Here is a 20,899-nt window from a genome sequence, read left to right on the forward strand (position 1 = left end):
TTTACGCCTCACAAGTGAGATAGGCGATGCTTTGCTGGAGAAGCTGAGCACCGCATGGGGTCAAAATTGACTCAGGGTGAAATTGATATCCGATCACCTTATCATCTGGGTGGTAAATCGCCATTGGGATTTCTTCATAGTTTGCAATCACTTCGAGACATTCTGGGATCTGGGTTGCCATCAATGAGTGATAGCGCGCTACTGGAAATGACTTGCCCAGCCCGTCAAAAACCGGGTGTGGTTTGACCGTGATATGGGACGATTTACCGTGAACGGTTTCACCGGCATGACCTATCGTGCCACCGTAGCTTTGCGTCAGTGCCTGCTGGCCCAGGCAGATCCCCAGCATGGGATATTGACCTTTGCACAGGGCAATCAAATCAAGCAGACAGCCAGCGTCTTTTGGTGCGCCGGGACCCGGTGACAAAACCAGAAGTATGGGGCTGGTTTCTTGCTGCATTTTTGCAAAAATTGTATTGGCATCCAGATGATTACGATAGACCACCAGTTCAGCACTGAGGCGCGATAGCTCGTCGACCAGGTTGTAGGAGAAAGAGTCAAAATTATCAAGAAAGTATATCTTAGGGGTCATGCCTGCTCTCCTGTATAAGTCGATTGAATGGCCTTGATGACAGCACTCGCTTTGGCGCGGGTTTCATCTGCTTCAGCTTGCGGATCGGAATCATAGACGACACCTGCACCGGCTTGTACAAGGGCCAGGCCGTCTTTGACAAACGCGGAGCGGATCACGATACAGGAGTCCATTGCACCGTCACCTGTCAAATAACCAACGGCACCTCCGTAACTGCCACGACGTTGCTTCTCTGTCTGTCTAACCAGTTCAGCCGCTCTGACCTTAGGAGCGCCGACAAGGGTGCCCATATTCATACTGGCCTGATAGGCATGCAGGGCATCGAGGTCCGGTTTCAGCTGACCGACTACGCGTGACACCAGGTGCATAACCTGGGAGTAGCGGTCTACTTTAAGCAACTCTTTTGCATGACGCGTTCCGGGTACGCTGATCCGTGCGACATCGTTACGGGCCAGATCGACCAGCATCAAGTGTTCAGCACGCTCTTTTTGGTCGTCTCTGAGTTCGAGCTCGATGCGACTGTCTAGATCCAGGTTAATGCTACCATCGGAAAATTTGCCTCTCGGCCGGGTTCCTGCGATTGGATATACTTCAACCTGGTTGCTTTGCTCGCAATATTTCAATGCCGACTCTGGAGAGGCGCCAAATAAGACAAAATCTTCATCGCGCATGTAAAACATATACGGACTCGGGTTTTGTTGTTTAAGTGCTTTGTAGGCTGCCAACGGTTCGGCACAGGGCAAAGAGAAGGTCCGGGAGGGGACAACCTGAAAGATGTCACCATCCACTATATGCTGCTTGAGCTTTATTACTTGGTCTATATAGGCCTCATCACTGATATCGACACTGACGTCACAGCTCCCAGCAATTTGGCTTGGAGAGAAGGATTGTAAGATGTCACACTGATGATTAAGTACTTCAAGCTGACGGCCCACTTCAAAACAGTTGGCATGAACATCTGGGCCGTTGAACACATTGCCTATCAACTCAGTTGTTTGTGCCTGATGATCTATGATAAGCATGGTTTCGGCCAAATAGAATACATAGTCCGGGCAGCTATTGGCACCATTCGGTACCTCAGGAAGTTGTTCAAAATTGGCCACCATATCATAAGCAAACACGCCACCTAAGAACAACGAAAATGGTGTGTCTGTGTTACACTTGATACGGTTGATGCAGGTTCTAAGTGCACTGAAAGCGTTATCAGCTTTGAGCTTTGCATACTCGTCGAGATCGGCCGCTGTGTCCCGATAAGTTATGGTGAGCACTGAGTTATCGCGCGTCACGTCACAGTTTTCGACTTCCTGCGCCAGGTAGGGCAGAAGTTGTTCACCGTTATTGGACAACGCCCGGACTATGACATGCTTGCCCCGGCACTCAAATCGCAGTGCTGTATCAACCAGGATAATACTTTTCACATTATCTTTAGAATCTACCTCTGCAGATTCCAGCAACAATGAGTTGGGCTTGTCCAGCGCTGCAAACAAAGACAAAGAACTGGCGATATACTCTCGCCTTAACCGAATACTGGTTACTTCTCCGGGCTGTGTCGTTATATGACTAAAAATCACACCTCATTCCTCGTAATTTTTATAAATTAATCAAAAAAAACCCCCGTAAGCGAGTTGCTTGCGGGGGTCTGTGTATTAGGTACAAAGATGCCGTCCCGCTAATTCAGGCACCACCACCAAGACATTTCTGGTAAAAAGTTTGTTATATTATTGATCACTATACAATATCTTTTAGGAAATTAAGTTACAAAAAACCCGCGTGTTTAGCGCGGGTTTCGAAAATCTTGCATGCACAACGACTCACCCGCTCATTACGAGTGCCACCACCAAATTTTTGAAGTTGTTTGTGTGTTCATTTGTTAAGTCGTCGTTATATAAATTCAATGACCACAGTAAACCGCACTATGGGACAAAGTGTCAAGGTCAAATTGGAAAAAAAACAGTCAGTTTCCAAAAATGATTATTTCGAACTAGTAGTGCGCTGGTTTATCACTGTGAAGGTGGGTTAGATAAATGCCCGTAAAAGTAAACAACATGGTATACTAAAATTCGCATTTTTTTATAAGGTTATGAGAGTTTGATAAAATACGACTTACACAGTCACAGTACTTTTTCGGATGGTCGTTTGGCGGTCAATGCCCTGCTTGAACGAGCAACCGAAAGAGGTGTGGGCGTCCTGGCAATCACAGATCATGATACCACCGCAGCACTTGCCCCTGCGCGTGCCTATATCACTGATAAACAGTTACCTTTGTCGCTTATCTCTGGAGTTGAAATTTCGACTAAATGGGAGAGTTTTGAAATACATATTGTGGGTTTGCACATAGATGAAGCCAACAACTCACTAAAGACATTACTGACCAGTCAACAGCAGAAACGGCGCGAACGTGCCAAAGAAATTGGTGTACGGCTGGCCAAGCAAGGTTATGAAGGCATTTATGAACAGGCTCAACTGTTGGCTGAGGATGCTGAAATTACACGCGCGCATTTTGCCAAAGCGTTGGTAGACAGAGGAGTGGCAAAGAACATCCAGGGCGTGTTTAAAAAATTTCTGGGACGCAACAAAGTCGGCTATGTGCCGAGTAGTTGGTGCACCATGGGAGAGGCCATTGAGGCGATTCACAATGCCGGTGGTGTAAGTGTACTGGCTCACCCCGGGCGTTATCAGATGTCGAACAAGTGGCTCAGAAAGTTACTCAGCGAATTTAGCGCAGCCGGAGGCAAGGCAATGGAGGTAGCACAGCCGCAGCAGGCCCCGTCGGAACGGCAATTTCTGGGGCAACTGAGCCGTGAATTCAACTTACTGGCCAGTCAGGGATCTGACTTTCATTATCCAACAAACTGGTTGGATCTTGGAAAAAACCTATACTTACCAAAAGATTGCCAAGGTGTTTGGCAGTTCTGGGGCGCGACAGAGGAGTGACAGCGTGAGCCAATTTTTCCATATTCACCCTGATAACCCACAGGGTCGCCTGATCCGTCAGGCCGTCGATATTATTCAGCAAGGTGGGGTGATTGTATATCCAACTGATTCCGGTTATGCCATCGGGTGCAGTCTCGGCAATAAACAGGCAAAGGAGCGCATTGAGCGTATTCGCGGTATCGAGAAGCACCATAATTTTACCCTGATGTGTCGGGATTTATCTGAGCTTTCAACTTATGCCCGAGTCGATAACCAAATGTTCCGGATGATAAAAAACAATACGCCAGGCCCCTATACTTTTATACTTAAGGGCACTAAAGAGGTGCCAAGGCGCTTGCTCAATGAGAAGAAAAAAACCATCGGCATCCGGGTGACAGAACATCCAATCACGGCGGCATTATTGACGGAGCTGGGCGAACCTTTGATGTCGTGTTCTCTGATATTACCGGATGAGCAATTTACTGAGTCGGACCCGGATGATATTCGACAGCGTCTTGAGAAACATGTAGACCTCATCATTCACGGTGGATTTTTGATAGAGCAGGCGACGACAGTGATTGATATGTCTGACGATGAACTAGTGATCCTGCGTCGTGGCTGTGGTGATACCACTCCGTTTGAATAACTATGCGTGATCAGAGCGTACAGCAAAAGCTGCCACTGGCGTTTTTACACGGAGAAGCGGTGCTCGAAAAACCGGAGGATCTCTATATTCCTCCGGATGCGATGGAAGTCATACTTGAGACGTTTGAAGGCCCGCTTGACCTGCTGTTGTATCTCATCAAGCGGCATAAGCTGGATATCCTAGAGTTACCGATACTGAGCATCACGCAGCAGTACGTAAAGTATGTGGAGATGATGCAGGACATGCAGCTTGAGCTGGCCGGTGAATACCTGGTGATGGCGGCCCTTCTGGCACAGATAAAATCTCGCTTATTGTTACCAGTTCATGAAGAGCTGGAAGACGAGGAAGATCCCCGTGCAGAATTGGTCAGACGGCTTCAGGAATATGAGCAATTCAAAAAAGCGGCGGAGAATCTGGATCAGCTGCCTCGTGTAGATAGGGAGATTTTTGTCGCCCGTGCGCTGATGGAAGAAACAGAAGCGCCACAGGCACAACTTCCGGATATAGATATGGCTGAGCTGCTGCTGGCGCTGAGCGATGTGATGGCACGGGCAAAAACATTTGAACACCACCAGATCAGCGCCGAAGTATTATCGACTCGCGAGCGTATGGCGGCTATTTTGCAGTTTTTGTCGACGCATCCCGAGCCGGTTGAGTTTTCCCGCTTGTTTACCTTGTCAGAGGGGCGCAGTGGGGTGGTCGTTACATTTATCGCAATGCTTGAGTTATTGAAAGAGCAGTTGATCGACTGTGTGCAGGTTGCACCCGCAGTCGCACCGGCCAGCCTAATTTATTTGTCATTAAAGCTACAAGAGTGACGCCGGCTCTGTCATAATACGCGGCTTTAGACTAGCCTTATCCTACTTGCATGAAACGCCGTATCAGTGATGAACAATTGGTTGAACTGGTTGAAGCAGCCATATTCGTTGCCGATAAGCCTTTATCTCGAAAGCAGCTGAAAGAAACCGTTTTACTGGATATTAATGTATCGGATGCCCGCCTCAGGCAGGCACTGGCAACTTTGAGTGAGCACTATCAGACTCGGGGCGTCAAACTGGTTGAAGTTGGTACGGGCTATCGTTTTCAGGCTTGTGCCAGTTTAAGCCCCTGGCTTAGCAACCTGTGGCAGGAAAAAGCACCCAAATACTCCCGTGCGACGCTCGAAACGCTGGCACTGATCGCTTATCGCCAGCCTATAACAAGAGGCGAGATTGAGCAAGTGCGTGGCGTGACGGTGAGCTCCAACATCATCAAAAGCTTGCTGGAGCGGCAGTGGATAAAGGTGGTGGGGTATAAAGAAGTGCCAGGCAAACCGGCATTGTATGCAACAACCAGACAATTTTTAGACTACTTTTCGCTCAACGGGTTGGATATGCTCCCTGAGCTGCCACCCCAGCAGGGCGAGAAGCTAGATCAGATGTTAGATGATCCTTCTGTGAGAGAACCATCAGAATGAGTGAGAAGTTACAAAAAGTTTTAGCACGCGCCGGCGTTGGCTCGCGTCGTGAAATGGAAAAATACATCGAAAGCAACCGTGTCAGTGTTGACGGTAAGGTTGCTAAGCTGGGTGATCGCGTAGAAGAAAACGCCGTCATTCGCGTCGATGGTCATATCGTTAAAGTGGAGCAACAGGAAGAGCGGATCTGCCGTGTCCTGATGTACCATAAACCTGAGGGTGAGCTGTGTACGCGTAAAGATCCGGAAGGCCGCCGTACCGTGTTCGACCGCCTCCCGCGTATTGAAGGTGATCGCTGGATAGCTATCGGTCGACTGGATGTTAATACGTCAGGTCTGTTGCTATTCACTAATGATGGTGAACTGGCCAATCGCCTGATGCACCCTAAATATGAAGTAGAGCGGGAATATTCGGTACGGGTATTTGGTGATGTAACCAATGAGCACTTGCGCAACCTGAAAAAAGGGGTTGAACTGGAAGACGGTCCGGCGAAATTCCTGAAGCTGGTACCACGCGGTGGTGAAGGTCTGAACAAGTGGTTTAACGTCACTTTAACCGAAGGTCGTAACCGCGAAGTACGTCGTTTATGGCAGTCTCAGGAGCTTGAAGTTTCGCGTCTTATCCGGATCCGCTATGGTAAACTGGAGTTAGGAAAACGTCTGCCTCAGGGCGGCTGGGAAGAGCTGAAACTGGAAGATGTGAATTACCTTCGTAAATCGGTAAGCTTACGGCCCGAAACACAGACAAAGCTGTCAGTGATGCCAGAGAAGCGCAAAGATAAGCGTGCTAAGATCAATCGTATTCGTAAGGCGGTGAATAAGCACAACCAGCGTCTCAAGCAAAGTAAACGTCGATAAAAAAAGCCGCGTAAGCGGCTTTTTTATTGGTGATTACTTAGGCTGAGCATCCAGCGATTGACCATTTATCTCGGCCGAATCATCGGACATCAGATAAAGGTACGTCGGCATCAGATCTTCTGGTGTTTTCAGCTTATCTTTATCTTCACCCGGATAGGCCGATGCACGCATACTCGTGCGAGTAGCACCCGGGTTAATACAGTTAATGCGGATATTGGTTTTGCCAACTTCCGCGGCCCAGGTTTGCATCATGCCTTCGGTGGCGAATTTAGAAATGGCATACGCCCCCCAAAACTCACGACCCTGGCGGCCCACTCCGGAAGACGTAAAGATAATAGAAGCACTGGGAGCTTTACGCATCACGGGGAACAGATATTTAGTGAGCATCGCCTGAGCAGTGACGTTCACTTTCATAATATTTTCAAATGTGGACACACAAAAGTGCTCCAGCGGTCCCAATGCACCTAAAATAGAGGCGTTATTCAGTAACCCGTCAAGCTTGCCAAATTGTTGTTCGATAGTAGCGGCCAGGTCACGATAATGTTGTTTTGTGGCGCCTTTCAGGTCTAAAGGGACAATGGCTGGCTGTGGGTAACCAGCGGCGACGATCTCGTCATAGACACATTCCAGTTTGTTGGTGGTTTTACCCAACAAAATCACTGTCGCGCCATGTCTTGCATAGGTCAGTGCTGCAACCCGGCCAATGCCATCGCCTGCACCCGTGACCAAAATTACTTTGTTTTTTAAAGCATTCTCAGCTGCTTGATAAGTTTGCATTTTGAACCTCTGAGCTAAATTTTCAGCATATTTTACCACATACCACAGCCAAGTTATCGAATTTATTGTAAATATGGCTGGCGAAACGCTACACTTTGCGTTAACTTAAACTGGTCTAATGTCTTATTAAAAGCAGATTTACCTTTAAGTACCTTTTTGCAAAGGTTTTAACTAAATATTCTCTGATTGGTCAATTTATAAGCTAAACTAAGCGGTTAAGTTGAATTCAGGGCTAAGAATAATAATAAGATTATGTCGGAGCCAAATAAATGAAAAAAATGCTACTCTCACTCGCGGTTTCTGCAGCCTTAACTGGTTGTGGTGGCGGTGAAACCCTTGAAGATGTAAAACAAGAAAGCACAGCTGTAAAACCCAGCGCCTCGATTAAATTCGACCCTTCAAATGGGGTGATTTCAGTGCCAAATGACCTGTTGTTTAACGGTACTAAAGATGGCACGCTTAATATCCCAGGTGAGTTGAATGATGACGGTTCAGTCAAAGTTCAGCGTGCTCACTATGCCGACCCTTCACTGGCCCTAGGGGCATTGGATGGTTGGTCAACGCAAATGCCATTTGCAATCGATTTGACTGTACCCGCTGGGGTTGAAATCGATGCAGCCAGTGTGTCAACGCCTGGCGCGGTTAGAATTTTTGAAGTGGTGATGGGCGCCAGCCTGACAGATCAGGATTGCGCAACGGTGCCAGCAGGGATCGCCTGTAAAGGTGTTGCTGAGTTAACCAATGGCCCGACAGGTGATTTTATCGCTAAGTTAGGCGCTGACGGTAAAAGTATCAATGTCATTCCGATGAAGCCGCTAAAATCGGCCACGACTTATATTACAGTTTTGACAACAGGTCTGAAAGACAGTTCAGGCAGCGTTGCGCCCTCTTCAACCTATACCTTGCTTAAACAGGAAGCGCCTTTAGTAACGCCAGCGCAAAAAGGTCTGCAAGCGGTAGTGAAAAGCTATGAGAGTGCAGTCACCTCTCTTGGCACCGTAACCAGTGAGGAAATTATCTTCTCTGCGGCAATGACAACGCATTCTACCTTTGAAGTGATGGGGGCGGTGAAGCAGCTACTGGCTGCCTCTTTGACCACCGAGCAAAGACCGGTTTTGAGTGTAGGTCAACAGCCTGCTGATGGGTTGACGGTTGCTGACTTGCCGGGTATTCCTTTATCTGATGAAGTTCGTCCTTTGTTCCGCTCTGTAAGATACTTGCAAGGCAACATCGTTTTGCCACGTTACCTTGGCGAACCGCAAGCAAAAGAGGACGCCGCGCTGGCAGATACCTATTGGCAGGCACAATGTGATAATGCCGCAGCGGTTGCCGGCTATATTCAGGCAACGGGTGGTACACCTGAACTCAAAGAAGGCAACGACACCCTGTGTGATGCGCTCTCTGGTGGTCGTTTGAGAGACTTGGGTCTGGATCAGCACAAGTTTGTTAGCAAGTACAACCCAATTCCAAAATCTGCGGGTGCGAATAACATCCCGGTGCAGATCACTATGCCAGCAGATGAGACAAACCGCCCTGAAACGGGCTGGCCAGTCGTTATTATGCAACACGGTATTACCAGTAAAAAAGAAGATATGTTAGGTCTGACACTGGCATTAACCCAGGCAGGCTTTGCAACGGTTGCGATTGATCACCCACTGCATGGTGAGCGTGGTATCGATGTAGATGGCGACGGTGAAGACGATTTCAATGCGTCAACCAAGAGCGTACTACATTACATGAATCTGCAATCGTTATTAGTTGCGCGTGACAATCTGCGCCAGTCAACATCCGACCTGCTGGGTCTGCGTCTGGGTTTGAACTTTATCAATCAGGCAACGGCTGTCCCTTTGCTGTTCAACACGCAGGATGTAAGTTTTATCGGCCACTCTTTGGGCTCGGTTGTCGGACCAAGCTTTATTGCTTTGGCGAACACACCACTTGATGAACAGGTTGACGCCTTGTTTAACGTCAAAGCTGGCGCACTATCGAGCGGTGGTTCGGGTATTGCTAACTTTCTGGTGGAGTCAGCTTCATTTGGGCCTGTGGTGAAAAGCGCTGTACTGTCAGCCGCGACAGATCTGGCTGTATCCAAGCAGTTTAATGCTTATCTGGCAGACGGCGCAATTACAGACTGTGGCCAGTTCGCGACGGATGCAGGCGCATTTGCAAACTGTGCGTACACAACCTTCACGGCACAGTTAGAGGCAAATGGTGACACAGTTTCGCTTGGTGCGATCGATGCAACCGTGACACAGTTTGCCTATGCAGCACAAAGCGTGTTGGGCAGTGCCGACCCTATCAATTATGCTGGCGCCGTGAATGCGCTGGGTACGCCTATGTATATGGGTGTGGTTGTGGGTGGTGAGAACGGTAATAAAGAAGATCAGGTTATTCCGCCATCAACGCAAAGCAACCCGCTGTCTGGCAGCCTGCCAATGGCAGCACTGATGGGACTGACGCCGGTGAGTGAAACTCAGACCTCTACGGATGGTATACCTGGTCGCTATGTTGTTAGCTTTAGCCAGGGCCATCACAGCTCTCTACTGACCACCAGCTTCGATGCACGTTCTGGTGGCACAGCTGAAGGACATGCAGCCGCTACAATGGAAATCCAGAAGCAGCTGGCCACTTTCCTGGCATCAAAAGGCCTGATGCTGCCAATTACCAATGATGCTGTTATTGCAAAATAGTCGCAATTGAGAGATTATGAAAAAGCCGCTGTTTTAGCGGCTTTTTTTTACTTAAATTTCAGGAGTAGAAAGTTGGCATTTTTATACGAGTACGGATTATTTTTGGCCAAAGCCGTGACCTTGGTCGCTGCGCTTGGCGCGATCATTGCGATGATTGTTGCTGCTAGTCACAAGCCGAATGCGCAGTCCGGTGAAATAGAGCTGACCGATGTTTCTAAACGTCTGGATGAGACGAAGGAGCAGTTTCTGGCGCAGACATTGGACAAAAAAGCGCTTAAATCTCATCAAAAGAAGCTGAAAAAGGCGCAATCAGAACAAGCCGATGAGGCAAAAAAGCGAGTGTTTGTCGTAGAGTTTTGTGGCAGCATGGATGCCCATGAGGTGGAAAACCTCAGAGAAGAAGTGACGGCTATCCTGACGATTGCGGATGCTCAGCAGGATCAGGTCGTGGTAAATTTGGAAAGTGGGGGAGGGGTTGTGCATGGCTACGGGCTGGCGGCCTCGCAACTGCAACGTTTTAAAGATGCCGGACTGCCACTGACGGTGTGTGTTGATAAAATCGCAGCCAGTGGTGGATATATGATGGCCTGCGTAGCGGATAAAATAGTGGCTGCGCCGTTTGCCATTGTCGGCTCGATTGGGGTAATTGCGCAGATGCCAAACTTCAACAAACTGCTAAAAAAGAACGACATTGATTATGAACAAATTACCGCCGGTGAGTTTAAGCGTACGCTGACGCTGTTTGGTGAAAACACCGACAAAGGGCGCGAAAAGTTCCGTGAAGAAGTTGAACATACACATGGTTTGTTTAAGCGTTTTGTCAGTGATAATCGACCAGATATGGATATAGATAAAGTGGCAACGGGAGAGCACTGGCTGGCAACGCATGCCCATGAGTTTGCATTGGTCGATGAGCTTCGCACCAGTGATGACTTGCTGATAGAGTTAAATCAGGCTCATCAGCTTTATCGGGTTCGTTTCAAGCTGAAAAAATCGATGGCAGAAAAGTTGGGGATTGGTGTTAGCCTTAGCCTGGAAAAAGGCGCAATGCGCTTGTTTTCCAAGTGGCAAAAATCTACCTTCTAAGGCGCAGCTCATATATCTGGGCAGTGCGGCTTGCGTAGTGCCCAACCTGGCTAGCCAGCCTTTTCAGGCCTGAAAATACAGCGCGTTAATGTGACTGTGTCCGCCGTCACTTTGTGCCATTGTGCGGTTTGTATACTCAGCTCCACATAACCGGCAGTCACCAGGTTATCAAGCTTAAGAGTGCTCAGGTGATTTATCAATATTGTCATTGCCGGGTTATGGCCCACCACAGTAACATCAGAGCACTCATCTGGTAGCAGGTGCAAACAATCCATCAGATCCGTTGCATCAAAGGTATAAAGTGCCGGGATCACTTCAACAGCCTTGCTCACCTGACACTCTGCATGGAGAATATGTCCGGTATCCTGCGCCCGACGTGCCGGGCTGGTAAATATGTGTGTTAGTGGAAGCAACCCAAGTTGCGCGGCCAGTGCCAGTGTGCGACGCACACCTTTCGGCTTAAGTGGTCGGTCGATATCGTGCAGCTGAGTGTCCTGCCAGCTTGATTTCGCATGGCGAATAAGTCTGAGTGTTTTATTCATTGTCTACCTGGCTGCGCGTAAGTACCATATTATTGTAGCTTAAGGTGTAGCGAACAGCTGGTTTTCAAGTGTGTTGCCGTTAACTAGCTGCTTATATCGCCAGCCATGATGATGACATAACTCCAGCAAGGCAATATCCAGCGCCTTGTGACTGACATCATACTCAATGACAAGTTCATCGGGTTGAGATTGTTTGACATTTTTAACCCCACTGAGGTGTGCTATCTGCTCTTTCATCACGTCAGATAACTGTTGTACCTGAAGAGTCAGAAACGCCGTATCCGACTCATTCTGCGCATAGCGTTGATGACTGGAGAGCTTGCCTTGCTCTAGGTAGAGTACGGTGTCGCATAAGCGCTCCAGCTCACTCAAGTCATGCGAGCTCAGCATAAAGGTGATGTCTTTACTTAAATCGGCAATCAAAGAGCGGATTGCCTTTGCATTAATGGGGTCTAGCCCGGCCGTTGCCTCATCCAGCAGCACAATTTTGGGTTGTCCAATCAAAGCTTGTGCAATGCAAATGCGTTTTCTCATCCCATGTGACAACTCAGAGGCTTTGGCTTTGAGCTGGTCGCTGAGGTCGACTAGCTCAAGAACACGAGCTGTTTCCTGTTGCGCTTCGCGGCGATTTAACCCCCGAAGTTGGCCGTAAAAGGTCAGCTGTTTGCCCACAGAAAAACGCGGATCTAGCTGGGCATCCTGTGGCAAAGCACTGAGGATACTGAACAGTGAACTTTCGCCCGGTGTGTGACCAAAGACCCGAACATTGCCTGAATCAGCTCGCAAAAAGCCACACAAGATACTGAATAATGTGGTTTTTCCTGCCCCATTGGGACCGACCAGGGCAATGGTGCTGCCAGTATCTACGCGAAAGCTGACGTCATCCAGTGCGCGCTTCTGGGCAAATCGTTTAGTCAGGTTCAGGACCTCAATGGCGGTTGATGTCGTTGGACTCATAGGTCTTTCCTCTTGATTAGCCAGTTAGCGAGGCTCAAAAGTGCTACTGATTGCAGTATTGGTGTTGCGATTGACTGCCAATTAATGTTGTACCAAGGTGCTATGTGGCTGATGTGTACACCTGGCAGGGCATAATACAACCAATGTGCAAGCTCTATATAGCTTGCCAGATAGCCTATCAGCAGGTTACCAACAGTGAACAGCAAGCTGGCATAAATGATACTCAGGCGGGCTGAACTGGCGAGAAGGTTGAGTAATGCCATCAATGCAATAAAGGGCAAGGTAGTCAGAGCAAGTAGTACAATGACTGCGACCACCTTACCTAATCCGCTAAACAGCAAAGAAGTATCACGAGTCAGCATTAACAGCCAGGCAGCCAAAGCGGAGACCGATATCAATGCGAATAACACAAGTACTTGGCCGGAGAAACGCCCTAGTAAGATCTCACTGCGGCTGGCACGTAATGTCAGGAACCTGAGCGTCCCCCTTTTAGCGTCTTCGACTGTCTGATCGGCACTGACGAACAAGGTGAACAATGGGAAAGTGAATAGGGCGATGATCCAGTAGACCGATAACTCAGCCTCAGGCCAACGCACCAGCTGGTAGAGTCCAATAGACCCCGCGATTTGAATGGCAATATCGGAGAATTCAGGACTTCTGAGCACGGACACAGCGTGATAGATGGGGTAGCGTAAGATGATTAGCCAAACCATAGTAAAGGCTGCCAGGGCAAGCCAGCCTCGTTTAGTGGCAAACAAGCGCGTCAGTTCAAACTGACTTAGTAATATGATTCTTTTTAGTGACATAGTGCACTCCTTTTGCGCCTACCTTAACGCAAAAGTCAGAGCGGGGAAAAGCGGAGAATTGTTTCAGAGTGTGGCGAATAACAAAGGAGCCCGCAGGCTCCTTTGTTATAGGAGTTGATTACCAACCGCACTGGCGGTTTTTATTTTGCTCGTCCAGATAGCTCTGAAGTGGGGCAAAGTAATCCAGAATAGCGGTGGCATCCATTTGCTGGCTGCCTGTAACGCTTTCCAGTGCTTCTTGCCATGGGCGGCTGCTACCCATTTCTAGCATGGCATTTAAGCGCTCACCGGCTTCTTTTGAATTGTACACAGAGCAGCGGTGAATGGCTTCTTTATTACCTGAGATTTCACACAGGGCTTTGTGGAATTCAAATTGTAGAATATGCGCCAGGAAGTAACGCGTATAAGGAACATTGCCTGGCACATGGTATTTTGCACCTGGGTCAAAGTCATTTTCAGTACGTGTAACAGGCGCCTGAAGGCCCTGATACTTCTCGCGTAATTCCCACCAGGCTTTGTTGTATTCAGCCGGGCTTATCTCGCCGGAATATACTTTCCAGCGCCATTGGTCAACTAACAGACCAAAAGGAATGAAGGCAATTTTGTCCAGTGCCATTTTCATCAGCAGGCCAATGTCTTTTGACTCGTCAGGCACCTGATCTAGCAAGCCAATCTCTTTGAGGTAACCAGGCGTTACCGACAGCGCTATGGTGTCACCGATTGCTTCGTGGAAACCATCGTTGGCACTTTCCTGATAATACAGCGGTAGCTTGTTGTAGGCACGCTGATAGAAGTTGTGGCCTAACTCGTGGTGAATGACTGAGAACTCTTCACCGGTGCGCTGTATACACATTTTGATGCGAAGGTCGTCTTTGTTATCCAGGTTCCACGCTGATGCATGACACTGTACGTCACGGTCCTGTGGCTTAGTGAAGAGTGAGCGAGTCCAGAATGTTTCTGGCAGTGGTTCAAAGCCCATTGAAGTGAAGAACTTCTCGGCGCCTTTGACCATTTTGATTTCGTCGTAGTTATGCTTTTCAAGTAACTCGGTCACGTTATAGCCCGGATCAGCATTTTCCGGCGCAACCAGGTCGTAGATGTTGCCCCATTGCTGTGCCCACATATTACCTAACAGATGCGCCGGTATTGGCTGATCCTGTGGTACTTTATCTTCGCCATATTTTTCGCCCAGTTTGGCACGAACGTGACAGTGGAGTGAGTCATATAAAGGCTTTACCTGGCCCCAGATGCGGTCAAGTTCTTTTGCAAAGTCATCGGCAGGCATGTCGTATTTACTGCGCCACATCGCACCAGTGTCACGATACCCCAGTTCTTGTGAACCTTCATTTGCTAAAGAAACCAGATCTTTATACAAAGGACGCATCTGTGGGGAAACCTGACGCCAGCCTTGCCATATATCTAGCAGCTCTTCATAGTCTCGGCTGTTGGCCATCTTGGCTGTCATTTCACCCAGGCTCATGCAGTTGCCGTCTTTGCAGTACTTACCTTTGCCGTACATGCCATCCAGTTCGGCTGATAGCTTAGCCAGTTCCGCTGTTTTTTCGGCGTCTTTTGGCGCAGGCAACGTCAGGTTTAACTTTAGCTTATCCAATTTACGGCGATTGTCGTAACTGAGTTCCAGTTCATCAAACTTGGCTGCTTCATTTGCCAATGCGACTACTTTTTCAGTGTATTCCTGGCTAACGTCAGCGGCCAGTGAAGCCGTGTCTTCTGTAATGAAGTTGGCATAAATCCAGGCTGAACGTGCACTGCGATAACTGAGGTCTTGCAGTTCTTTTTCTGCTTTGGTTAGAAATGCTTCAGCGTCTTTTTCAGTCAGGGTTGACGTGTTGGTAGAGTTACATCCACTCAGAGAGAGTGCCCCGGCAACCACCAGGGCGCCCAGGCTGAGTTTGAATTGTAGTGCCATCATTGTTCCAATTATCGTTATTAGAAACTCGATCATACCAGCGTCGAATGGCTGCGACAATTCGCGTCGCACGAGCAGGGCAAAAATATTGAGATAAGTGACATTTGTTCCATACTTAAAGCGCCATCAACCGGGAGGTGCCGATATTATGTGGTTACTGATACTGCTCATTATTGCTGTGTGTTTGATTTTCTACGTAAAGGAAGTCAGGCTAAAAATTGTTTCAAGTCCGGCTTTGGCTTATTTTAAACGCGCTTTACCCCAGTTGTCTCAGACTGAACGTGAAGCCATGGAAGCCGGTGATACCTGGTGGGATGCCAGCTTATTTAGCGGGCAGCCGAATTGGTCACAGTGGTTGCAAACGGGTAAGCCTGCACTGAGCGAGCGGGAAATCGATTTTATTGAGCATGAGCTGGCTGAGCTGATGACGATGCTGGATGAAAGCCAGATTTGCGCGACTGGCGACTTGCCGCCTGAGGTATGGCAGTATCTGAAAGAAAAGGGGTTTTTTGCCTTTATTATTCCTGAGAAATTTGGTGGCAGAGCCTTCAGTGCGCAGGCAAACTCCGCCATCGTGGCGCAAATAGCTACTCGCAGCTTGTCGACAGCAGTGACCGTGATGGTACCTAACAGCCTTGGCCCGGCCGAGCTGTTGCTTCACTTTGGCACACCACAACAGCAACAAATCTGGTTGCCCAAGCTGGCTGATGGCTCTGCGCTGCCTTGTTTCGCATTAACTTCTTTAGAAGCGGGCTCGGATGCCGGTGGTATTACCGACTTTGCTGTTGTGTGTAAACAAGAGTTTGAGGGGGAATTGACTTTGGGACTGAAAGTTACCTGGCAAAAGCGTTATATCACTCTGGCGCCGGTGGCCTCGGTGCTGGGGCTTGCCTTCAAAGTGTATGACCCCGATCAGTTGCTATCCGATACAACGGAATTAGGCATTACCTGTGCCTTGATCCCCACTGACCATGATGGAGTTGAAGTCGGTCCGAGGCATGACCCTATGGGGCTGGCATTTATGAACGGTACGACTCAAGGGCAGGGGGTTTTTATTCCAATGGACTGGGTAATTGGCGATGTCGGCGGAATTGGTAAAGGCTGGCGTATGCTGGTCTCTTGTCTGAGTGCTGGACGCGGTATCTCTTTGCCTGCCTTAAGTGCCGGTACGGCACAATTAAGTGCCAGGTCAGCAACGGCTTATTGCTGCGTCAGACGGCAGTTTAAGCAGCCTTTATGGCGCTTTGAAGGCGTTCAGGCCGTGTTGGCCAGGGTAGCAGGGCTGAGTTACAGTATAGAGGCGACAAGGCAAAATACCGCCCTGGCCATCGATCTCAATAAGAGCCCAGCAGTGATCACGGCAATTGCCAAATACCACCTTACGGAGATGGCTCGGATCACCATTAATGATGCGATGGATTTACATGGCGGAAAAGCTATCCAGCGTGGTCCACTGAATTATCTCGCACTCCATTATCAGGGGATGCCCATTAGCATTACGGTGGAGGGAGCAAATATTCTCACGCGTAATCTGATGATTTTCGGCCAGGGAGCGACACGCTGTCATCCCTACATATTAAAGGAAATGGCAGCTGCCCAGGAGCAAGACGCGGATTTAGCTCTGCAACAGTTTGATAAGGTATTCATTCAACATCTGGCCCACAGTTGTAAAACCTTTCTCAAAGCCACATTTAGCGGGCTAACCTGCGATGTTTTTTCATCTTCGCCTGTTGCGGGTGAGGTGGCTCGCTATTATAAAATCCTAACCAGATACAGCCAGATATTAGCCGTATTAAGCGACCTGGCGATGCTGATACTCGGAGGGAAACTTAAGCTTCAGGAAATGCGCTCAGCCAGATTAGGTGACATGTTAAGCCAGCTTTATCTGGCATCATGTGTTTTGAAAAAGTATGAGGATGATGGTCGCCAGTGTAGCGACCTACCATTGCTACACTATGCCATGGGGTTTCATCTCAATGCGTTTGAGCAGGCATATGCCGGATTTATTGATAACTTTGCACCTGCCGGATTGAAAACCATCGTAAAACGCTGGTTTATGCCTTTTGGTCCTGAGACGGGCGGGCCGTTGGATCGGCTGATTACGGAACTATGTCACAGTCTGTATCGCAATAAACTGACGCTGGCACGTGTGAGTAATTTATGCGAGATCTCAGGTCATACTGGTTTGGAGGTGTTAGAGCAGGCATTTCAGTTGTATCTTAAATGCGAGCAAGGGCTGCATAAGTTTGAGCGCTGGCAAAAAGCCCATCAGATCAAATTGCTGGTATTAAACACTGATGAGCAATTAGCGATGGCGGTTGCTGAATGTATTCTTGATGAAGAGGAACGAGAGTTGCTCACTGAATGGTTCCGTTCGAGCCGTGCAGCTCTGAGTGTGGATGAAAGCGTCTGATCACAGCTGAAACCAAGTATTTGAGCTGATAGTGTGGGTCAGCTGTGCTGACTCACACCAGCCAGGAGGCGATGACTTGAAATCGCACTTTGGTTAAATATAAGTTTATCGAGCAAAAGGGTCGGCGTTAATTTTGTCCACATACCACTCGCCTTTGCGCCTGATAAGCTGAACACTTCGCATATCATCGACCTGCTCTCCATGCAGCATACCGGTAAAGATCAAGTTGATCCGGGCTTCGTTACCGTATTGCTCTCTTAAGCTCTGGTTTGTCATGTCCACTTCAATGGTTACCTGATCATACTGCATGTTAACCAGGTTTCTGGCGAATTGAGATGGCGTGCCGTAAGAGCGCATAATTCTGCCCATGCGCGGTGTGGAGCGGCTAAGTGCCAGCTCCATGTCTTTCTTATTATAAAGTGCGTCAAAAAACACTGTCGCTGCATATCCTGGAGTATTTTTGTCCCCACGCGCTGCATCATCATCACCACAACCAGATAGCATCAATAGGATTACAGTTGAAAAAGTAAGTAGTAATTTCATATTAGTATTAATTCAGGGGGTTATGACTTTAGTTTGTCTTCTAATCGGGCTTTTGTAAAGTATAGGCTGGTAAAATACGGGGTATATAACGAGGAATCACGACTGATGAGGCGACAGGTCGCAAACAGTTGCAGCGTCTTACTGCAACTGTTTGAAAGTTAACTTATTCAATATCGCATTTTAGAGTACCGCTACCATTGCGGTAACAAATCTCTCTGGTATATATTAATAAGTCTTGTGGCAGTATGTCTTCGAGCAATTTGGTTTGCGTGTCACCGTCATAACATTTTATGTCTTTGTTACTTACCAGGCAGGTGAGAGCGCCATTTGCCAGCACTTTATGCACTGTTGCATTTGCCTCCAGTAGTTCTGTCAGCTCAGTGCCTCGACTGCCCCAGCATTGCCAGCTGGCATCATTCAACTGAGCACATACATTGGTTGCGTCGACGGCGTTAAGTTTTGTCACCAGCAATTGTGCAGGTACGTTTTTCACTGGATTATCACCCTTGGCATTACAAACCACAGTACCATAATTGCCAAGTAAGCAGGCATAGTCGCCCCGGGTGATCACTTGTTTGAGTTCGGCAGGTGCGGTCAGATCAAGTGGCTGACCAAAGCCGCCTTCACGGCAAGATTCAAATTGACCATCCGTCACCTTACAAACATAGTCATCACCTCGGAAGGTGTGGCTGCTCTCATATCTCAGTTTGACTTCGCTGTGATCGGTCTGGTCAAACTCATCTGTGGCGTGAAATTCAAGTGTCACGTAGCGCTCAAAGTCACCATTATACTTGATAGATGCACTGGTATCCGATACCTGTTTAATGGTTACGTCGTCGCTGGTGCTTTCGGCCTGCCAGTGACTCGGCAAATCCTTCTTGTCATTCAGATGGAAAACTTGGCCAAAGACTTGTGCTTCACTGCCCATTATATAGGTCTCGGTTACGCCAGCGTAGGGGACGACCAGGGCTTGATGAGCTGTTCCCATAATCAAACTTTCGCGCACAACATCACCGGCTTTAGCCGTGATCTTGATTGCAGTGAGACCTTTGCGAGAAATTGTTCTCTTGTGTAGGTTCAGCGTTAAATGATGGCCTTCGAGGGTCCATTCAAGACTATCGTAAGGCTCATAATCAGTGCTTGAAACTGTCACTTCTTCGATATCAAGGTCACCACGAAATTCCAGCCCTAAAGTGGTGGGGTAATCCGGATAAACCGAAAATTCCCCTGGATCTTTTACCTCCAACAGATCTTTGGCTACTGACTTGCTTACATAGCTGAAATTAGCAAAAGCCGATTTCTCAGCACCATTTTTGAGCTTTACTTTGTACTCCACCAATGGAGAAGTCTGGTATGTGTCTTCATCAGGAATAGTGATCACCAGTTTCTCGTTCGACTTCTGGAGTAACTCTTCATTAAAGTCGTGAACCAGCCATGAAGCGCTTTCGACATCTTCGAAATTTGTCAGATTTGACGTCACGGTGATCGTCTGTCCAGGCACCGCATAAAGTCGGTCTAAAGAGAGTTCAATGGCATTGAGGTCGGTTACATTCTGCACCACAACGGATGTTTCCGCCGTTTTTTGGATATTGCCTTGCATCGTTACGGTGAGCAGAAGCTTAAAGGTTTGGGTCTCACTGAGCTCAGGGGCCTTAAAGGTATAAAAAGACTTTCCCTGCGTCTGCTGTGCAGGAGCTGGCGTACCTTGCCACTGCCAATCATAGCTGATGATCTCATTGGTACGAATAATGTCAGGTTGGATGGTCTGGGTACTTTTTTCATTGATAACAAACTGCTCAGGCAGGCTGACACTGAGCGATGGCTCAGATTCCGGTGCTAAAGTCGCTTTGATTGTTCTCGTGACGACTTCGTCATTGGTGGTGATTTCAAATATAATATCAAAGAGTTGGGTTTGCGTGACCTCAGGTAATTTTACACTGAACGTACTTTGTCCTGCGCGCGTGTCATGACTCGACTGGGTATTCGTATTGGTCAGTTCAAAGCCGTCGGTACGCCAGTCAATTTTCTCTATCTTTGATGTCATCGCAAAGGTGGCGGTAATGGATGCATGTCCCCCACCTGCCAGTGTCAGGGCGTCGACAAGCTCAATGTGGCCGGCAGTGGACTTGGGCATCACGGTTACCTGCCAGGTTTTACTTGCCTGATTGTTGTGACTGTCCGTTACAGTGTAGGTCAGTGTAACTTGTGTCTGTTTGTCGACGTCCGGAAAAATCACATGATGTGCATTACCCGTTGCTTCGAGAAACTGAACTCCTGGCAGGGAGCTGGTCCATTTACCTGTCACCGAATCATTTTCTGGGTCTGATACTGTGGTAGTCAGAGACAACACATCTCCGGCGTTAACCAAAGAGTTGCCTTCCAGGCTGATGTTGGGTGCCTGATTTACGACTGGTTGAGTACTGTCCGTTGACGGTGGTTTATTTTCATTATTAGAAGAACCGCCGCAGGCAGCGAGGATCCCAAAAGTAGATAGCAGCAAATAATTTCGCATTATTCATTCCTTTTATTGCGTTTTCACTTCAAAAGAAGAGTACAACAGAAAGGCTCGATTTTGGAAACGTTTATTTGTGAGATTGTGTATTCATAACAATCAACAAGATTAAACAACCGGTGGCTAACAAAGGCCCAAATAAAAGCCCGGAGCAATGCCGGGCTTAGTTGGTTGGGTAG

The 20,899-nt window shown here is 48.2% G+C and carries 17 protein-coding genes; 8 read left to right on the forward strand and 9 right to left on the reverse strand.

Annotated features, from left to right (window positions below):
- Position 1: 1 nt before the first annotated feature.
- Both MHN33_RS12925 and MHN33_RS12930 read right to left on the reverse strand, forming a co-directional pair.
- Positions 2 to 592 (reverse strand): aminodeoxychorismate/anthranilate synthase component II, encoded by a 591-nt coding sequence (locus MHN33_RS12925; RefSeq protein WP_239398384.1) that lies wholly within the window; start codon positions 590 to 592, stop codon positions 2 to 4.
- Complete coding sequence (locus tag MHN33_RS12930) at positions 589 to 2,163, reverse strand: anthranilate synthase component 1 (protein ID WP_239398385.1); 1,575 nt, start codon at positions 2,161 to 2,163, stop codon at positions 589 to 591. Before MHN33_RS12930 ends, MHN33_RS12925 begins: the two co-directional genes overlap by 4 nt.
- Positions 2,164 to 2,680: 517 nt before the next feature.
- On the opposite strand from MHN33_RS12930, the gene MHN33_RS12935 reads away from it, so the two are divergent.
- From MHN33_RS12935 to rluB, 5 genes are read left to right on the forward strand one after another with little or no spacing between them, the layout of a single operon-like run.
- Positions 2,681 to 3,526 carry a PHP domain-containing protein gene (locus MHN33_RS12935; RefSeq protein ID WP_239398386.1) on the forward strand — a complete coding sequence of 282 codons (846 nt, stop codon included), beginning with the start codon at positions 2,681 to 2,683 and terminating at the stop codon, positions 3,524 to 3,526.
- A 4-nt stretch (positions 3,527 to 3,530) separates the two neighbouring features.
- A complete protein-coding gene (locus tag MHN33_RS12940; RefSeq protein ID WP_239398387.1) occupies positions 3,531 to 4,151 on the forward strand; it encodes an L-threonylcarbamoyladenylate synthase in 621 nt (206 codons plus the stop codon).
- A 2-nt stretch (positions 4,152 to 4,153) separates the two neighbouring features.
- On the forward strand, positions 4,154 to 4,969 hold the full coding sequence (locus tag MHN33_RS12945) for a segregation/condensation protein A (RefSeq protein WP_239398388.1): 816 nt from the start codon (positions 4,154 to 4,156) through the stop codon (positions 4,967 to 4,969).
- A 50-nt stretch (positions 4,970 to 5,019) separates the two neighbouring features.
- Complete coding sequence (gene scpB, locus MHN33_RS12950) at positions 5,020 to 5,607, forward strand: SMC-Scp complex subunit ScpB (RefSeq protein ID WP_239398389.1); 588 nt, start codon at positions 5,020 to 5,022, stop codon at positions 5,605 to 5,607.
- Positions 5,604 to 6,464, forward strand: coding sequence for a 23S rRNA pseudouridine(2605) synthase RluB (gene rluB, locus MHN33_RS12955; protein ID WP_239398390.1), 861 nt, complete (start codon positions 5,604 to 5,606; stop codon positions 6,462 to 6,464). Before scpB ends, rluB begins: the two co-directional genes overlap by 4 nt.
- A gap of 33 nt (positions 6,465 to 6,497) precedes the next feature.
- Here rluB and MHN33_RS12960 read toward each other — a convergent pair whose 3' ends face one another.
- Positions 6,498 to 7,241, reverse strand: coding sequence for a YciK family oxidoreductase (locus MHN33_RS12960; RefSeq protein ID WP_239398391.1), 744 nt, complete (start codon positions 7,239 to 7,241; stop codon positions 6,498 to 6,500).
- Positions 7,242 to 7,510: 269 nt separating this feature from the next.
- Here MHN33_RS12960 and MHN33_RS12965 point away from each other — a divergent pair, with 269 nt between their 5' ends.
- Positions 7,511 to 9,931 (forward strand): VolA/Pla-1 family phospholipase, encoded by a 2,421-nt coding sequence (locus MHN33_RS12965; RefSeq protein WP_239398392.1) that lies wholly within the window; start codon positions 7,511 to 7,513, stop codon positions 9,929 to 9,931.
- A gap of 72 nt (positions 9,932 to 10,003) precedes the next feature.
- Entirely contained in the window at positions 10,004 to 11,017 is a 1,014-nt protein-coding gene (gene sohB, locus MHN33_RS12970) for a protease SohB (RefSeq protein ID WP_239398393.1), read from the forward strand.
- Positions 11,018 to 11,067: 50 nt separating this feature from the next.
- Here the strand turns inward: sohB and MHN33_RS12975 are convergent, their stop codons facing one another.
- The 4 genes from MHN33_RS12975 to MHN33_RS12990 all read right to left on the reverse strand — a co-directional run bounded on the left by MHN33_RS12975 (position 11,068) and on the right by MHN33_RS12990 (position 15,252).
- Positions 11,068 to 11,559 carry a histidine phosphatase family protein gene (locus MHN33_RS12975; RefSeq protein ID WP_239398394.1) on the reverse strand — a complete coding sequence of 164 codons (492 nt, stop codon included), beginning with the start codon at positions 11,557 to 11,559 and terminating at the stop codon, positions 11,068 to 11,070.
- Positions 11,560 to 11,598: 39 nt separating this feature from the next.
- Entirely contained in the window at positions 11,599 to 12,516 is a 918-nt protein-coding gene (locus MHN33_RS12980) for an ABC transporter ATP-binding protein (protein WP_239398395.1), read from the reverse strand.
- On the reverse strand, positions 12,513 to 13,322 hold the full coding sequence (locus MHN33_RS12985; protein WP_239398396.1) for an ABC transporter permease subunit: 810 nt from the start codon (positions 13,320 to 13,322) through the stop codon (positions 12,513 to 12,515). Before MHN33_RS12985 ends, MHN33_RS12980 begins: the two co-directional genes overlap by 4 nt.
- 118 nt (positions 13,323 to 13,440) lie before the next feature.
- A complete protein-coding gene (locus tag MHN33_RS12990) occupies positions 13,441 to 15,252 on the reverse strand; it encodes a M2 family metallopeptidase (protein WP_239398397.1) in 1,812 nt (603 codons plus the stop codon).
- A 148-nt stretch (positions 15,253 to 15,400) separates the two neighbouring features.
- Here MHN33_RS12990 and MHN33_RS12995 point away from each other — a divergent pair, with 148 nt between their 5' ends.
- Positions 15,401 to 17,665: an acyl-CoA dehydrogenase gene (locus tag MHN33_RS12995; RefSeq protein WP_239398398.1), complete on the forward strand. Its 2,265-nt coding sequence runs from the start codon at positions 15,401 to 15,403 to the stop codon at positions 17,663 to 17,665.
- A 105-nt stretch (positions 17,666 to 17,770) separates the two neighbouring features.
- Here the strand turns inward: MHN33_RS12995 and MHN33_RS13000 are convergent, their stop codons facing one another.
- Together MHN33_RS13000 and MHN33_RS13005 are read right to left on the reverse strand one after the other, a co-directional pair.
- Positions 17,771 to 18,208, reverse strand: a complete 438-nt coding sequence (locus tag MHN33_RS13000) for a hypothetical protein (RefSeq protein WP_049863006.1) — start codon at positions 18,206 to 18,208, stop codon at positions 17,771 to 17,773.
- Positions 18,209 to 18,371: 163 nt separating this feature from the next.
- On the reverse strand, positions 18,372 to 20,720 hold the full coding sequence (locus MHN33_RS13005) for a hypothetical protein (RefSeq protein WP_239398399.1): 2,349 nt from the start codon (positions 20,718 to 20,720) through the stop codon (positions 18,372 to 18,374).
- Positions 20,721 to 20,899: the final 179 nt, after the last annotated feature.

This window comes from Pseudoalteromonas sp. OOF1S-7 (assembly GCF_022347765.1).
In the GTDB taxonomy this organism is placed as follows: Bacteria; Pseudomonadota; Gammaproteobacteria; order Enterobacterales; family Alteromonadaceae; genus Pseudoalteromonas.

Coding starts and splice junctions, on each gene's coding strand:
- MHN33_RS13000 (WP_049863006.1), bottom strand. CDS start 18,208: ATGAAATTACTACTTACTTTTTCAACTGTAATCCTATTGATGCTATCT.
- scpB (WP_239398389.1), top strand. CDS start 5,020: ATGAAACGCCGTATCAGTGATGAACAATTGGTTGAACTGGTTGAAGCA.
- MHN33_RS12980 (WP_239398395.1), bottom strand. CDS start 12,516: ATGAGTCCAACGACATCAACCGCCATTGAGGTCCTGAACCTGACTAAA.
- MHN33_RS12925 (WP_239398384.1), bottom strand. CDS start 592: ATGACCCCTAAGATATACTTTCTTGATAATTTTGACTCTTTCTCCTAC.
- MHN33_RS13005 (WP_239398399.1), bottom strand. CDS start 20,720: ATGCGAAATTATTTGCTGCTATCTACTTTTGGGATCCTCGCTGCCTGC.
- MHN33_RS12995 (WP_239398398.1), top strand. CDS start 15,401: ATGTGGTTACTGATACTGCTCATTATTGCTGTGTGTTTGATTTTCTAC.
- MHN33_RS12945 (WP_239398388.1), top strand. CDS start 4,154: ATGCGTGATCAGAGCGTACAGCAAAAGCTGCCACTGGCGTTTTTACAC.
- MHN33_RS12965 (WP_239398392.1), top strand. CDS start 7,511: ATGAAAAAAATGCTACTCTCACTCGCGGTTTCTGCAGCCTTAACTGGT.
- MHN33_RS12975 (WP_239398394.1), bottom strand. CDS start 11,559: ATGAATAAAACACTCAGACTTATTCGCCATGCGAAATCAAGCTGGCAG.
- MHN33_RS12985 (WP_239398396.1), bottom strand. CDS start 13,322: ATGTCACTAAAAAGAATCATATTACTAAGTCAGTTTGAACTGACGCGC.
- MHN33_RS12990 (WP_239398397.1), bottom strand. CDS start 15,252: ATGGCACTACAATTCAAACTCAGCCTGGGCGCCCTGGTGGTTGCCGGG.
- rluB (WP_239398390.1), top strand. CDS start 5,604: ATGAGTGAGAAGTTACAAAAAGTTTTAGCACGCGCCGGCGTTGGCTCG.
- MHN33_RS12960 (WP_239398391.1), bottom strand. CDS start 7,241: ATGCAAACTTATCAAGCAGCTGAGAATGCTTTAAAAAACAAAGTAATT.